The 15,901-nt window shown below is 37.5% G+C and carries 12 protein-coding genes and 1 tRNA gene; 3 read left to right on the top strand and 10 right to left on the bottom strand.

The annotated features are described in order from the left end of the window. The 4 genes from A7A78_RS05460 to flxA form a co-directional block, all read right to left on the bottom strand. Window positions 1–1,221 (bottom strand): beta-ketoacyl-[acyl-carrier-protein] synthase family protein, encoded by a 1,221-nt coding sequence (locus A7A78_RS05460; RefSeq protein WP_094746043.1) that lies wholly within the window; start codon window positions 1,219–1,221, stop codon window positions 1–3. A 12-nt stretch (window positions 1,222–1,233) separates the two neighbouring features. Beyond that, on the bottom strand, window positions 1,234–1,986 hold the full coding sequence (gene flxB / locus A7A78_RS05455) for a flexirubin biosynthesis SDR family reductase FlxB (RefSeq protein ID WP_068761438.1): 753 nt from the start codon (window positions 1,984–1,986) through the stop codon (window positions 1,234–1,236). A gap of 65 nt (window positions 1,987–2,051) precedes the next feature. Beyond that, on the bottom strand, window positions 2,052–3,176 hold the full coding sequence (locus tag A7A78_RS05450) for a WG repeat-containing protein (RefSeq protein WP_068761437.1): 1,125 nt from the start codon (window positions 3,174–3,176) through the stop codon (window positions 2,052–2,054). A gap of 59 nt (window positions 3,177–3,235) precedes the next feature. Beyond that, window positions 3,236–4,762 carry a flexirubin biosynthesis tyrosine ammonia-lyase FlxA gene (gene flxA / locus A7A78_RS05445; protein ID WP_068761436.1) on the bottom strand — a complete coding sequence of 509 codons (1,527 nt, stop codon included), beginning with the start codon at window positions 4,760–4,762 and terminating at the stop codon, window positions 3,236–3,238. A gap of 87 nt (window positions 4,763–4,849) precedes the next feature. On the opposite strand from flxA, the gene A7A78_RS05440 reads away from it, so the two are divergent. Further along, window positions 4,850–6,094, top strand: a complete 1,245-nt coding sequence (locus tag A7A78_RS05440) for an NAD(P)/FAD-dependent oxidoreductase (RefSeq protein ID WP_068761435.1) — start codon at window positions 4,850–4,852, stop codon at window positions 6,092–6,094. Here A7A78_RS05440 and A7A78_RS05435 read toward each other — a convergent pair. From A7A78_RS05435 to A7A78_RS05425, 3 genes are all read right to left on the bottom strand, one after another. Further along, on the bottom strand, window positions 6,091–6,714 hold the full coding sequence (locus tag A7A78_RS05435; protein ID WP_068761434.1) for a hypothetical protein: 624 nt from the start codon (window positions 6,712–6,714) through the stop codon (window positions 6,091–6,093). The two genes, A7A78_RS05440 and A7A78_RS05435, sit on opposite strands and share 4 nt — an antisense overlap. A gap of 135 nt (window positions 6,715–6,849) precedes the next feature. Continuing rightward, window positions 6,850–8,295 (bottom strand): hypothetical protein, encoded by a 1,446-nt coding sequence (locus A7A78_RS05430; protein ID WP_068761433.1) that lies wholly within the window; start codon window positions 8,293–8,295, stop codon window positions 6,850–6,852. A gap of 94 nt (window positions 8,296–8,389) precedes the next feature. Further along, a tRNA-Gln gene (locus A7A78_RS05425) sits at window positions 8,390–8,462 on the bottom strand. A gap of 190 nt (window positions 8,463–8,652) precedes the next feature. On the opposite strand from A7A78_RS05425, the gene A7A78_RS05420 reads away from it, so the two are divergent. Together A7A78_RS05420 and A7A78_RS05415 are read left to right on the top strand one after the other, a co-directional pair. Beyond that, window positions 8,653–11,976: a glycosyltransferase family 117 protein gene (locus A7A78_RS05420; RefSeq protein ID WP_068761432.1), complete on the top strand. Its 3,324-nt coding sequence runs from the start codon at window positions 8,653–8,655 to the stop codon at window positions 11,974–11,976. Window positions 11,977–12,002: 26 nt separating this feature from the next. After that, a complete protein-coding gene (locus A7A78_RS05415) occupies window positions 12,003–12,611 on the top strand; it encodes a polysaccharide deacetylase family protein (protein WP_068761431.1) in 609 nt (202 codons plus the stop codon). Here A7A78_RS05415 and A7A78_RS05410 read toward each other — a convergent pair whose 3' ends face one another. From A7A78_RS05410 to A7A78_RS05400, 3 genes are all read right to left on the bottom strand, one after another. Further along, complete coding sequence (locus A7A78_RS05410) at window positions 12,612–14,081, bottom strand: hypothetical protein (RefSeq protein ID WP_068761430.1); 1,470 nt, start codon at window positions 14,079–14,081, stop codon at window positions 12,612–12,614. Window positions 14,082–14,273: 192 nt separating this feature from the next. Beyond that, window positions 14,274–14,570, bottom strand: a complete 297-nt coding sequence (locus tag A7A78_RS05405) for a thioredoxin family protein (protein WP_068761429.1) — start codon at window positions 14,568–14,570, stop codon at window positions 14,274–14,276. A gap of 54 nt (window positions 14,571–14,624) precedes the next feature. Then, window positions 14,625–15,851 carry a metallophosphoesterase gene (locus A7A78_RS05400; RefSeq protein ID WP_068761428.1) on the bottom strand — a complete coding sequence of 409 codons (1,227 nt, stop codon included), beginning with the start codon at window positions 15,849–15,851 and terminating at the stop codon, window positions 14,625–14,627. Window positions 15,852–15,901: the final 50 nt, after the last annotated feature.

Genomic DNA, 15,901 nt, shown 5'->3' with positions numbered 1-15,901 from the left:
CTAATGTGTGCATTTTTTAATTATCAATGCGGAATTGGTTCCCCCAAACCCGAAAGAATTGGACAAAAATACATCAATTTTTCTATTTAACGTTTTGTTAACAAGGTTTAATTTTGAAGCTGCCTCATCTGGCGTTTCAAGATTGATATTTGGCGCTATGAAGGAGTGTTCCATCATTAGCATGGAATAAATAACCTCGCTCGCGCCTGCCATCCAACATTCGTGGCCTGTCATAGATTTTGTAGAGCTTACGTAAGGTCCGTTTTCCCCAAAAACATCCGTAATTGCGAGCGCCTCATTTGCGTCGCCAACTGGTGTTGAAGTTGCGTGTGCATTTACGTAATCAATTTCCGAAGCTTGGATATTTGCCTGTTCCAAAGCCATTTTCATCGCTCGGGCAGGGCCATCCACGTTTGGCGTTGAAATATGGTCGCCGTTTGAAGAAAAACCGTAACCAATAATTTCGCCCAAAATTGGCGCGCCTCTTTTTACAGCGCTTTCGTAACTCTCTATAATTAAAGTTGCCGCGCCACCGCTGGGCACTAAACCATCGCGGTCTTTATCGAATGGGCGGCATGCTTTTACAGGGTCTGCCTGTGTTGAAAAAACGCCGAGCCCGTCAAAACTGCCCATTGCCAGTTCATTAATCTCTTGGGCTCCACCAGAAATAATACAATCCTGCAAGCCATTTTTTATAAGGAAATAGGCCATCCCGATGGAATGTGAACCGCTGGCACAGGCTGCACTTATGGTGAAATTTATGCCTCGCAATTTAAAAATGGTGGAAAGGTTCATGGTAACGGAAGAGTTCATCGCCTTGAAAATTGCGCCCGAACCCACTAGGGTTGTATCCTTCTTTTCACGGATTTTATCTACAGATTCAATGACCGATTTTGCGGTGCTATCGTTTCCGTAGAGTATTCCCACTTCATTTTCGTCGAGAAATTGTTGGTCTATTTTAGCGTTTTTCAAGGCTTCAATAGTTGCGGCGTAGGCATAAGCGCCCTCTTCTCCGAGGCTTACACGCTCACGGCGCGAAAGTTGTTCTTTCAAATTAGGTTCTTCCACCCAGCCGGTTAAACAGGAACGGTAACCAAAATCCTTTCGTTTTCCATCACAAATAATTCCAGATTTTCCTTCATAAAGCGATTGCTTTACTTCCTGCAGGTTTTTGCCGATGCAGGAATAAATGCCCATTCCAGTTATTACTACTCTTCTCACTTCTCCTTCATTTTAGGAATAAATTCCTCCATTAATATTAATCACTTCCCCAGTAATATACGATGCCTTTGAAGACGCTAAAAAGCTAACAATATGCGCCACTTCTTCTGCCTCTCCAAAACGGTTGGCTGGTATCATTTTCTTAAGTTCTTTTTCGTCAAGTTCAGCGGTCATATCACTTTTAATAAATCCAGGTGCAACTGCGTTTACCGTAATGTTTCTTTTAGCAACTTCTTGCGCCAATGCTTTTGTAGCACCAATAACCGCTCCCTTTGCTGCGGAATAGTTTACCTGGCCAGGCGTTCCTTTTAATCCTGAAACCGAAACCATATTTATAACTCTTCCATATTTATTGACCAATAATTTTTGGATTAACGCATTGGTAACATTGTAAAAACCGTTCAAACTGGTGTTGATTACGCTGTGCCAATCTTCGGGTTTCATCCACATAAACATTCCGTCTTTGGTAATTCCTGCATTGTTAATTATGACTTCAATAATAGCGTCTTTATTGTTTTCGTGCCATACGTCAAATGCCTTATTAACAGCTTCGGTATTGGTAACGTCAAATTGAATAATTTCTCCTTTGCCGCCGAGTGCCTCAACTTCCATTAAAGTTTGTTGGGCAGCTTCTTTGTTGCCGTTATAATTTATAAGAAGGCTGTATTCCAAATCTTTTGCAAGTTGAATACAAACTGCACGGCCAATACCGCGTGAACCTCCTGTTACTAATGCGTATTTTTGTTTTGTTTTGTTTTGTTCCATTTAATTTTTCTTGCAAAGTCACAAAGACGAAAGTCGTCTTTTTTCTATTTTCTTTATTCTTTTATCTACTTTGAAGTATCCACAAAAACTTCAGCGTTTTGATGCCATTTGCCTAAAACTTTTCCAGTATTATCAATAAAGCCCCACTGTTTGTCCTTTTTTACACGAGCAAGGCCGTCTTGAAATCCTTTTTTAGTTCCACTTTGAAATAAGCCTGATGAAATATCATATTCCATTGGAATTACCAATTTTCCAGTTTTATCAACAAAACCCCATAATTTTTTTTCTTTCACGGGAGCTAATCCATTTTCAGAAAATATTTCTGCATCGGCATACATCGGATTCACAACTTTTTCGCCCTTCTCATTGATATACCCCCATTTTTTGTTTTCGTTTACAGGTGCAAGCCCTGCATTAAACGCACGGGCTTTATCATAAGCTGGTTGAATGACCCACTCTCCTTTTCCGTTGATGAAACCTATTTTTTTATTGCTTTCGGCATAGGTCAATGGTGAGTCGTTTGTGAAATCCCAAATTTTGTCCACACCGTTAATTGGGGTGAATGTACCATTAATCAAAACTCCAAAGCTTTCACCTTTTCGTGCCCAAATTCCATTTTTGCTGAAATCGCCAATCTCGTTATAATCTGCTGGCACAACAACTTCACCTTTCGTATTCAACAACCCCCATGTTTCTCCATTTTTAAATTTTGCATGTCCGTTGTTAAAACCTTTGATTTCATCATATTTTGGCTCCAAGATTGCTTTTCCGCTGGTATCCATCAAACCAATTTTTTCACCCTCGCGAATAATGGCTACTCCATTGTCAAAATCGTAATATTTTTCTCTTGCAGGAGTATCTAAAGTTTCCCCTTTCGAGTTTATGTATTTCCATTGGTCGTTCTGCATTACCAATACATACCCGGAATTGAATTCTTTTACACGATCATACTCTGGTTGAATTACCCATTCGCCGGAGGTATTGATAAAACCCCATTTTTTGTCTTTCATAGCTGCTGCCATCTTGCCCGAAAAGCTATCTGCTTTTTCAAATTGTGGTTGAATGGCATACTCACCGGTTTTGTTGATATAACCAAATAAATCATTGTCGCGGACCAAAGCCAGTTCCTGTGCAAAAACTGCGGTAGTTCCAAATAAAAAAATAAGTGCGTAGGAAAAAATCGTTTTCATAATAGCATCAATTTAAGTTAGTTGAGGAGAGACGAACAATTTACAAAATTATTCCATTCCTATTTTGAAGAATCCATCAAAAATTCTTTTACTTTATTGACATACGGATACATTGCAACATCTTCCTTAAAAACTGGGACGATGGCACGAATTTCATCGTACATTTTTTTGGTCTCAGAAGAAACGCTATCCTGAACCTTCAAATATTCAATGGCTTGGACGATGGTTATTAGCTCTATTGCAACCACCTCAAAAGCATTTTCGATTACTTTTTTGGTAATAAGTGCGGCGTTCGTTCCCATACTTACAATGTCTTGATTGTCATTGTTGTTCGGGATGCTGTGCACGTACATGGGGTTGCTGAGCATTTGGCTTTCAGCGGTTGTGGAGGTGGCGGTAAATTGAACACCCTGCATTCCAAAATTTAGCCCAAGTTTTCCCAAATTCACGAATGGTGGAAGTATATCGTTCAATTTTGAATTCAATAAATAGTTCAATTGGCGCTCGGCGAGCATCGTCATTTTTGCAACTACAATTTTCAACTTGTCCATTTCGAGGGAAACATAATCGCCGTGGAAGTTTCCGCCGTGATATACATTTCGTTTTTCAACATCCACGATCGGGTTATCGTTTGCTGAATTTACTTCTTCAATCAATATTTTTTCAACGGAATTGAGCGTGTCCAAAACAGGACCCAAAATTTGTGGTACGCAGCGAAGAGAATAATATTCCTGTACTTTTTCAACAAACACCTCTTCGTTTTTTGAACCGTTGTACAAATGGTGTTCGCGCTTGCGTGTAAGATTGCTGTCCTTTAAATGGCTGCGCATCATTTCGGCAATTTGACGTTGGCCTTTGTGCTTTTTGGTTTCGTTCAATTCAAAGGAAAGATGATCGTCGTAAGCTTTTACAATTTCATTTATGGCAGAGGAAGCTTTAATCATCCAATCCATAATTCGTTTTGTGTAAAGCACATTTACAACTCCAATTCCCGTCATTACTGACGTTCCGTTCATTAAAGCCAATCCTTCGCGCAGCTCCACTTTTATGGGTTGAAGGTTTTCAATTTTGAAAACTTCTTCCGTATTTCTGCGTTCTCCTTTGTAAAAAACTTCGCCTTCACCAATCAACACTAACGCCAAATGGGCAAGCTGGACCAAATCGCCGCTGGCGCCCACACCACCGTGCTCATATATAAGTGGAATAATATTTTTGTTGAGCAATTCGCCCATCAATTTAATGACGGAAGGATGAACCCCACTGTTTCCAAGGCTTAGCGTGTTCATTCGCGCAAGCATGGCCGCGCGAACATATTGTGCCGTAATTGGGTTTCCGGTTCCCGAGGCATGGCTGCGAATAAGGTTGTACTGCAACTGGATGCGTTCGTCATCCTTTATTTTATACTGTGCCATCGGGCCGAAACCTGTGTTGACACCGTAAATAATTTTATTTTCAGAAAATTCTTTCAGAAAATCGAAACTATTTTGAACTCTTTCTATTATATCTTTGTGAAGTTGGACAGAATCGTTTTTGAAGATTATTTTATCAAAATCGGCTGTTTCCAGTTTTCCTTGTAATGTTGGCATTTATAGTTGAATCAAATGTTCTATTAAATAATTTGGTAACTTTAGAATGCAAATTTAGAATTTTTTAACAATCTATATCTTAATAATATGAATGATATTGCTGTTGATGTGTTAATTATTGGCGCAGGACCTTCAGGCTGCGTTGCTTCTTCCTATTTAAAAAACAACGGAATAAGCTCCAAAGTGGTTGAAAAAAGTAAATTTCCACGCTTTGTGATTGGCGAAAGTTTATTGCCACGCTGCATGGACCATTTTGAGGAAACAGGGCTTTTGGATTGTTTGATGGAGCAGAAATTTGAAATCAAGGCAGGAGCTCGATTTTTGAAAGATGATATTGTTTGTAATTTCGATTTTTCAAAAAAGCACACTCCGGGTTGGGATTATACTTGGCAGGTTCCGCGGGCGGATTTTGACCATACTCTTGCCAAAGAAATAGTTAAAAAAGGCGTAGATGTTTCCTTCGGTCACGAAGTTACGGCTGTAGAGTTTGACGAAAATGGACATTCCACAACAACAGTTAAAACCGAAGAAGGAAACGAGTATAAAATTCGCGCAAAATTTATTATAGATAGCAGTGGTTATGGCAGGGTTTTACCACGATTATTGGATTTGGACAAACCTTCTTCGCTTGAAGCAAATTCCGCAATCTACACACATGTGAAAGAAACCGAACGCCCCGAAGGTGTTGAGGGAACGCTTATTACTTTTGATGTAGTAAAAGATGAAGTTTGGCTTTGGGTGATACCTTTTTCAAACGGAAATACAAGTATTGGCTTTGTTGGACCAACGGAGTTTATTGAATCTTTTAAAGGAACAAATTCTGAAAAGCTTAAGGAAATGCTGAAAATCTCCGACTATTATTACGATAGGCTAAAAGATTTGGACTTCCTTTTTGAGCCACATATTATCAAAAATTATTCAAAAGCCGTAAAACAACTTTACGGAAAAGGGTATGCCCTTACGGGGAATAGCGCTGAATTTTTGGATCCCGTATTTTCCTCCGGCGTTACGTTTGCAACAGAATCGGGCGTGAAAGCTGCCAAACTAATAACCAAAGAATTAAATGGCGAAAAAGTGGATTGGGAACAAGATTATACGGGCTATATCATGAAAGGCGTAGATGTTTTTAGGACTTACGTTAGTGAATGGTACACCGGCAATCTTCAGAAAATATTTTTTCACCGCCCCGAAAATCCTGTGATCAAAGGACAGATTTGCGCTGTACTTGCAGGTTATGTTTGGGATGAAACCAATCCGTTTGTAAAAAACCACAACCGCCTAGTTAAGACGGTTGCGAAGGTTATTGATATGGAAAATGAACGGGCTAACTAGTTATACTTGATACCTCTTCTTAATTTTTTTGCGAAAAATTTGGCGAGATTCCAATAGCCGTAAGCTATTCGTTCACCTTGGTGAAAATCAAAATCTTCCAAGGTTGCTTTATCTCCGGCATAGTTACATTCTACATCAGTAATGTTTGTGGAAAATAAAATATTTTCAGCGTTTTCGGTTTTAAAAACAGAAATTGTAACTTCCAGATTTCCGCTTTTTCTTGTAAAACCGTTGTTATACCCCGGATAGATTTCCGTAGTGTGAACTTTAATGGTATAAGGTAAATCTGGCCGATCTTTAATTACTTTTATTTCTCCTTTTTTAAAATATTCATTAAAAGCCTGTATATATCTAGGCTCATATCTATATGCTCTATCGGCAAACCATTCTTCCCGAAAAACCTTTGCGTTTCCAGGTTTTGCCTGCTCTTTTTCAAGCATTGTTTTTTGAAGATAGTCTTCTTCACTCTCAAAATCCGTTACCGTCAAATCTGAATAATCAAAAACAAGATTGTATTCAGAAATAGTTTTCAGGTTTTTATAATTTCCTGAAACTATTGTGATTTCCTGTGAATGAAAAGTTGAAGCAAAAAGAAGAAAGAATAATGTGAGTGTTTTCATTCAAGAAAGGGTTTGTGGCAAACATACTAAAATTTAATAATATTCATATTTCCGAAAAAGATGCAGCCACCAATTAAAGGTGGCTGCAAAGTTAATTTGATATAAAGTGGTAGTTCCTAAAAAATTTATAATAGTTTAAAAGGACATAAACTTATATTTTTTTGATTTGTAATCTGCCTGAATCATATATATCGTTCCATCTCTAGCGATATGTGATATTAAATAGGTTTCATCTTCAGGGCTTAGGCTATCTATATAGGTTTTAACGCTATCATTAACCCTAAAAGCAATTAAGGTTTCAGTATCCAAAAGAAGATTGTCAGAAAGTTCATTCTCTACAATTGAGCCATACGCAAACTTATGCCAGGTTTCTGTTCTCTTTAAAGTACCTTTTAAAACTTCATATTTTTTTTCTGCTTTTATTTCGCCAGTTGCAACGTCCATTGAGAATACTTCATTTTTTTTTGAACTTTTAAAGGTATAATCCTTTGGAAAGAAATATATTTTTTCATTGGTAATTATTGGACGTATTCGCGTTTCTTGGGCGAACATACCTACAACCTTATCTACAAACTTATGGGTTTGTTCCCATTGCTTTTCACCTGAAAAACTATATTTTTCTACGTGAAGAAAAGTACCTTCATTACCCTCTTTTCCGAATAAGACCGATTGTATATAATAATTTTTGCCTTCGGCATCTATACTTACAGCCCCCGTTGCGGCAGAAGTGGGTAAGGTTACCATACTTCTGTTACCCATCTTTTGATACGTTCCTTGCGGTAAGTCAGCTTTTGCAAAGCGATATTTATTTTTATCAATAGTTATTGTGAACTTTTTTTCATCAATAAGTTTACCTTCAAAATCATACTCCTTAACAATTAAATTTTGGGAATCATATGCGTCATCTTTTGCATCGGTTGGCGAAAAAGTTTTTGATTGTACATAAAATCCTGTATCGGTTACTTCCATCAGCATATAACCTATCTCATCCTCTTTGCCAACAACCGGAGGCAACTCAATAGGTATTGTAGTTTCTTGAAGTGAGGTATTGTTTAATTTATAGAGCAACCATTCTGCAGGTTCGTCGCCTTTATTTTTTTGTGTAATTTTATATCCTTTCTTTTTTGGTCCAACGCTGATTAAGTAACTTTTAGTAAAAAAAGTCTTTCGAGTGCCCGGGAGCCATTCAATATCATCATAGTTAAAATCTTTTACTGATCCAATTTCACTTCCATCGCCATCAATAAATATTTCGTCTTTGTTACTTCCGTAACCCACAAAACCATCAGTAGCCGATATTACAATCTTCCCATCTTGATTATAGTATATTATTCTTTTATCTTTTTCTGAATCCAGAGAATATAAAATTTTCTGTTCAGGGAGGTTTATGTATTTAATTTCAACATTTTTTTCCTTCGAATAGGCGCCGCCACCTTCACTGGCCTTTATGACCAATACAGAATCTTCAAAATTTATATCTGTTAAATCCTTGCCATCTACTCCCAAATCCAAAACTTGGTTTTGTGAGCATAGGAGTGATACGAAAAGAAAAGTATAAATAAGGAGTATATTTTTTTTCATGAAATTTGGTTTAGGTTTTTACGTTTCGTAAACATATAAAAATAATTTTAAAATAAAAATCCCAACCTTTTTCAAGATTGGGATTCAATTTTTGTTGGCCCACTAGGGCTCGAACCTAGACTCTTCTGGACCAAAACCAGACGTGTTGCCAGTTACACCATGGGCCAATTCCATAATGAGGCGCAAATTTAATACAAACTTTGGCTTGTACAAACATTTTATTGCAAAAAAATATAATTCTACCATGCAAACCTTTTTATAGTTAAAAATATCATAGCATATTGCACGTTACCTCAATTAGATACTTGGGGCTATACATATTATTAGTAAATTCGTCCCATAAAATTTTATGCACTTATGGGTTCTTTCAACTTTACAAAATGGAACAAAATCATCGGCTGGCTTGTTTTTGCAATTGCCCTTACCACATATTGGCTCACAGTAGAACCTACTGCCAGTTTTTGGGATTGTGGAGAGTATATTACCACCGCTAGCAACCTTGAAGTTGGTCACCCACCGGGAGCGCCACTATTCCAGCTTTTGGGAGCATTTTTCTCCATTTTTGCACCAGATGCCTCATACATTGCTCTTACCATTAACCTCATGTCGGTTTTTGCCAGTGCGTTTACCATTCTGTTTATGTTTTGGTCGCTCACCATTTTGCTTACCAATGTGGTTTCCAAACATCAAGAAATTGAAAAAACAAGCGCTATGGCCATTATCGGCAGTGCCGCTGTGGGTTCGCTAGCTTTTGCGTTTACGGATAGTTTTTGGTACAACGCTGTTGAGGCAGAAGTATATGCAAGCGCCGCCTTTTTGATGGCCGTGTTATTTTATACCGCGCTTCGTTGGGAACGCGAAATGCTGGAGCCACGCGGCAATCGTTGGGTAATTCTTATTGCCTTTATTATTGGGCTTTCCTTTGGAATTCACTTTATGGCGTTACTAACCATTCCCGCTATTGGGTTTTTGTATTTTTTCAAACATTACAAAACCATTACAGTCAAAAATTTTATAATCGCCAATATTGTTACGGTCGCTATTCTTCTTTTGATTTTTAAACTTTTATTGCCTTGGACGATGAAGTTTTTCAGTGCTTCGGAATTGTTTTTTGTAAACAGCATCGGGCTTCCGTTTAATTCCGGGACCATTTTCGCAGCACTTTTGTTTATCGTTCTTTTTGTTTACGGTTTACGTTTAACAAGAAAAAAAGGATTTGTACAATTGAACACCCTGTTGCTTTGCGTGCTTTTCATTTTTATAGGCTTCTCAAGCTGGCTAATGCTCCCAATCCGCGCCAATGCCGGAACGGTTATCAACGAAAACAACCCGAACAACGCCCGTGAGCTTTTAGCGTATTACAACCGCGAACAATACCCCGAAACGCACCTATTTTATGGCCCTCTTTTCACCGAAAGCTATGTAGGTCTTGATGAGGACAACCCATATAAAGACGAAAAGCCAAAATATGAAAAAGATGAAACAACCGGCAAATACATAATAGTAAACAACTATAAAAACGCAGGCCAAAACACGGATGATTCGCAAAAGGCATTTATGCCAAGAATGTGGAGTACCGAGCATGCTTCAAATTACATGGAGTTTACCGGCGGACTGGATTTTTCAGTTAAAAGCGAATACTTAAGCGAACCAAGACTCGTGGAGGAAGTGAATAAATTTAAACAGGCTGACGCCCAAGGCTTGGTTGATAAAGATGATTACGACAAGTTTTTGAAAAACTTTGGGCAATATATTGATATCCAAAAACCTTCCTTTTTTCAGAATATGAAATTTATGTTCGAGTTCCAGTTCGGCTACATGTATTGGCGCTACTTTATGTGGAATTTCACGGGAAGACAGGACGATGTGCAAGGGCAATATACAGACCTGCACGGCAATTGGTTAAGCGGAATAAAGTTTATAGATCAACTACGTTTGGGCAATCAAAATGAACTTTCAAGTGATATGGCTGACAATAAAGCGCGGAATACCTACTTTTTTCTTCCTTTGCTTTTAGGTGTTATTGGATTGGTATTTCATTTTAAAAACGATCAAAAAAGCTTTTGGGTTTTGCTGGTTCTGTTCCTATTTACGGGACTTGCACTAAAAATTTATCTGAATGAACGACCGTTTGAACCGCGAGAACGGGACTATGCCCTGGTAGGTAGTTTCTATATTTTTGCAATGTGGATTGGCTATGGAGTCTATGCACTTTTCGATTTAATGAAAAATTATTTGAAACCAAAAGTTGCACTTCCCGTTGTGCTTATTATTTCGGCTTTGGCCGCACCCGTATTATTGGCTACCCAAAATTGGGATGACCATGACCGCAGCAATCGCTACACAGCACAATCCATGGGAAAAATGTATTTGGACTCCTGTGATAAGAATGCAATCCTGTTCACTATTGGTGATAATGATACTTTTGCGCTTTGGTATGCCCAAAACATTGAAGGTTACCGTCAAGATGTGCGTATTGTAAACACAAGCCTTTTCCAAACAGATTGGTATATTGATGATATGAAGAAGAAAGCTTTCACCAGCGATCCAATTCCTTCACAATTAACCCATGAAAAATATAGATGGGGAACTCGCGACTTTTTGATCTTTCAAAAAACAACGCAAGACACTATAGATATTAAAACGTGGATGAATTTTGTAGCCAACGACAGTCCAGCTACCCAAATGGAACTGCCGAGCGGACAAATGGTAAATACTTTCCCTTCAAAAGTAATTCGAGTTCCTGTTGATAAAGAAGCCGTTCTTCGCAGCGGAATTGTTGATCCAAAAGATGCCGATAAAATTGTTCCTTATATAGATATAAACCTAAAAGGCGATATCATCTATAAAAACCGAATGATGATGCTGGATATAATTGCAAACAACAATTGGGAACGCCCAATATATTTCAGTGGCGGAAGTTTTGGCGATGATGATTACCTATGGATGAAGGATTATCTGCAATTGGACGGAGTTGTATATAAATTGGTTCCAATTAAAACACCAATTAATAAGCGAAGCCCTTTTGATATGGGCAGAATTGATGCCGATAAGATGTATGATATTGTTATGTCTTGGGATTGGGGCAACAGCGGAAGCCCGGATATTTACCACGACACCGAAACCCGCAGAAACGGCATTACATACAGAAGCAATCTTGCCCGTCTTGCCGAAGCATTAATAAACAACGACGAAAATGGCAAAGCCGAAAAAGTGCTGGATTTGGCAATGGAGAAAATGCCAGTAGATTATTTTGAATACTATTCGTTATTGGAGCCTTATGTTATTGGTTATTACGAATTAGACAAAAAAGAAAAAGCGCGAAAGGTTTATGAGGATGTTTCTAAAAAATATCAAGAACACCTTACATACTACAACAGTCTAAAATTCAACAAACAGCGTTTAATTGCTGAAGAAATAATTAGCGATATGGAGCGTTACCGAAGCTTGGTACAGCTTGTTGTAATGTATGATGATGAAGCTTATGGCAGAGCCGAAGCAGTAAAATTCAATGATTATTTAAAGCTATTCCGCCATTTCTATTCTCCCGATGAAGCAATGGATTTGGATAAAGATGTTCAAAAAGATTCAACAATTGAGATTCCTTTAGATTCAAATCTTTTGAAAAAAATGGAAGAAGAACCAACTAGAAATATTGACGAGGAAGTTCCTGTAAACTAATAAAATTGAAATTCAATTTGGTAAAAATGCCCAGATTCATTCAGCGGTTATACCCTGAGCGAATCTGGGCGTTTTCACATATAAAGGATTCGGTATTTCTCACTTTTGACGACGGCCCAATTTCTGAAGTTACACCGTGGGTATTGGACGAACTGAAAAAACACAATGCCAAAACCACTTTTTTCTGTATAGGCGAAAACGTAAAAAAACATCCTGAAATTTTTGAAAGAATTCTTTCCGAAGGACATTCCGTGGGCAATCATACTTTTAATCATTTAAAAGGAATAAATACAGAGACTTCAAAATATATTGAAAACACTTTGCTGGCAGAAAAATTAATCGATTCAAAATTGTTTCGTCCACCCTATGGAAAAATTACCTCGAAACAAGCCAAAACCCTTCAGAATAAAGGATTTAAAATTGTGATGTGGGATGTGTTGAGTTATGATTACGACGGAAGCGTTTCAGAAGAAAAATGCCTTAAAAATGTTATAAATAACATAAAACCAGGAAGCGTAGTTGTATTTCACGATAGCCTAAAGGCAGAAAAAAACCTTCGGTATGTGTTGCCGAAGGTTTTGGAGTTTATTGGGGAGAAAGGTTTGTTATGCAATTCAATAAAACAAAATTTTTAATTAGCGAGCTGTGAGATTTAGGGATACCGTGTTCATATTTCCCGAACCAGCATATCTTTCAGCCCAAATTTCAATATAATCGTTGTTATTCAGTTCAACAGTGCCAACAATTGGCACTGCCAAAATACCCTGATCGGTCACAAAATATCCTGTTGTTCCTTTACTGTAAACCTTAGTTTGGTCTATCACTGTGCCATTTTTTGCGATGTAGAGTATAAGTGTAATATCAGCAGTTGATTGATAGGATACAGAGGCAGTTACTTGGAAAAAACGTTTTTTAGCCCCTTTGTACGTTATACGGTTATCACCTACTTTTTCAAACCTAAATAAATTATTCGATGTTGTAGTTCCCTGAACCTTTGTTCTACTTCCCGAACCTGTTCCGGTAAAGCTTGTTACCTGTCCACTTCCAACGGCAGCAGAAAAATTAATATCACCTGTAGACACATCATCAGATTCTCTAGGGATTCCTGGGCAGTTTACTGACCAAGCATTCGTAAAGTTATAACCCGTATAAGATCCTGTTGTATACCTATTGATATAAGTTCCTGTACCAGAAAAAACAGTTCCATTTAATACACCATTGGCCACAGCTAATCCCGTTGTACTTACATCAAGCCCAATGGCGCCACTAGGAACCGTACTGAACCCACTTGCTTTTTCAATAAGGCTAAAGTTACCAGTAAATTTTTCGAATGTCCCACTATTAGTTGACAGCCAAGCTTGATTATTTAATAATAAATTTCCAATATTGGTATATGTAATTCCATTGGTATTATTAATGAATTGAATAATATTTCCAAAATAAAGTCCCAAGCCTGAGATACTACCCACACTAGTCGTCATACCATCTACAATAGTATTTTGAACAAGAAGTGAAGTTGCAGACGAGATTCCAGGCCCGGTAATTTCAAAAGCTTTTGCACCTTTTAGTGTAACATTTCTAATGCTCCCTCCAGTATTTCCTTTAAAAACAACTCCACCGGGAAAAGAAATTACGTCTTCATTTGCATCAAGCCCTGCAACATAAGCGTCATTCAAATCTATAGGTGCGGTAATTGTGATTAAACCATTTATTTCATATAATGTATTTGAAACTAGTGTAATCTTTCCTCCCGATGGCGCGGGTAAATCAGCTGCGGTTTTTACTAATACATAATTGTTGCGTTGATTAAGTGCCGAATTTATTTTTACCCATGTTGATGAAACTGTATCATAATAATAGTATGCCTTAATAGTGGTATCATATACCAAAAGGCTATTAGCAGGTGTAGTTATTGCCAACCTTTGTGCAGAAGTCATTCGAGGTAGTAAAAGTCCTTTTGAGGTAGAAGTAATATCAAGCATTGATGAAGCATCTGGATTTGTATTTCCTATACCAACCTGAGCTTGAGAACTTAAGGCAAAAAATAAAAATGCAAAAAAGATAAACCTTGCTCTTTCACAAGATTTCGTGTAAGAAAATTTCATAGCGATTGGGGTATTAAGTAAACTTTTTCCGACAATATTAAATATTTTTATCGGAAAAACCTCTCATTTTAACGATAAAACTAAGAAATTTTAATTTTTTTGTAAGAATTTCAAAAAGAAGAATAGCTAAAAAGTATAAGCACAGAGACTTATATGTTTAAAACATATACAAGAAAAAAGTAAAAGTAAAATTTAAACGTATTCGTTTACAAGGCCAATAAGCGTATTGGCATCCTGTTCCCCACTTTGGCGCCATTTCATTTCGCCATTTTTGTAGATCATCAAGGTGGGAAGACCTTTAACACGAAGTGCTTCGGCTAGTTCTTTATTTTTCTCCACGTCTATTTTTATTACGCGGGCCTTATCGCCCAAGGCGGCAGCAACGTCTCTTAATACGGGGTGCATTTCTTTGCATGCTTCGTCCCATTCTGCATAAAAGTCCAACAGAACTGGGATGCGCGTTTCAATTAATTCTCCAAACTTTGACATCTATCTATAGTGTTACTTGAACAATTGTAATACAAATATAACATTTCCCGAATATTATACGGTATTCTGTCTTTTTTTAAGTTGAATAACAGAAATTTCTGGCCATATACCAACACGTCCTGGATAGCCCAAAAATCCAAACCCGCGGTTAACATTTATGTACCTTCCAAATTCCTCATAAATTCCAGCCCAATTTTTATACCTATATTTTATGGGGCTCCATTTAATTATTCCAGGAATCTCAATGCCAAATTGCATTCCGTGTGTATGTCCGCTCAATGTTAAATGAAAATGGCGTGGATCCTGTTTTATCTTTGCTTGCCAATGTGATGGGTCGTGGCTCATCAAAATTTTAAAATCTTTATCAGAAATACCTTCGCAGGCTTTATCCAGATCACCAGCTTGTTTAAAACCGTTTTCACCCCAGTTTTCAACTCCAACCAAAGCTATTTTCTGACCATTACGTTCAAAATATCTATTTTCATTCAGCAACAAATTCCACCCCATTTCTTTTTGAAGCGCTTTCAATTTTTCAAGATTTTTAGCCTTTTCTGTAGTATTTTCCCACTTCACATAATCGCCATAATCGTGGTTTCCCAAAACTGAAAAAACACCTTCTTTCGCTTTTAAAGTTGAAAAAAGTTGCTTCCAATCGTTCATTTCATCGGCTATATTATTAACCAAATCACCCGTAAAAAGAATCACATCGCTTTGCTGTTCGTTTATAAGGTTTACAGCATATTCCACTTTATGATGATTGTCGAAACTACCGCTGTGAACATCGCTAATTTGGGTTAAAGTGAAACCGTCAAATTCATCCGGCAAATCATCAAATTCCAAAGCATATTTCAGCACTTTATAATTGTACTTTCCTTGAACCATCCCGTAAATAAGGGATGCGAAAGGAATTGCCGCAATTCCCAAAGCAATGGTACTTACAAATTTTCTTCGCGAAGGCATATAAAATGATTGATCGCTTCCGGCAACTTTCATAAAAATCCCGACAAAAAACCGAACAATATCTTCGCCAAACATAATGATGACGAGCAATAATTTCGGGACAAAAACAGCCAGAAAAATTCCGAAGAAATACATTTTTGGCGGTTCCATCATTTTTGCGGAACCCATAAAGGAAAGTTCATAAATGAGCCCAGCCAAAACCGCCAGCGAAATAAAAACATACAAACCGTGCAACCACGGACTTTTTGTAATAGTTTTTACAGCCTGAAAGGCATAAATATCAACCAGAATATAAATGATAATAAAAATGAACCAACGCATAGAGTAGAGAGAATTTTTAAAGATAGTATGTTTCAAAAAACTGAAACGCA

The organism is Aequorivita soesokkakensis (assembly GCF_001641085.1).
Lineage (GTDB): Bacteria > Bacteroidota > Bacteroidia > Flavobacteriales > Flavobacteriaceae > Aequorivita > Aequorivita soesokkakensis.
This window is presented reverse-complemented; position numbering and strand designations above follow the sequence as displayed.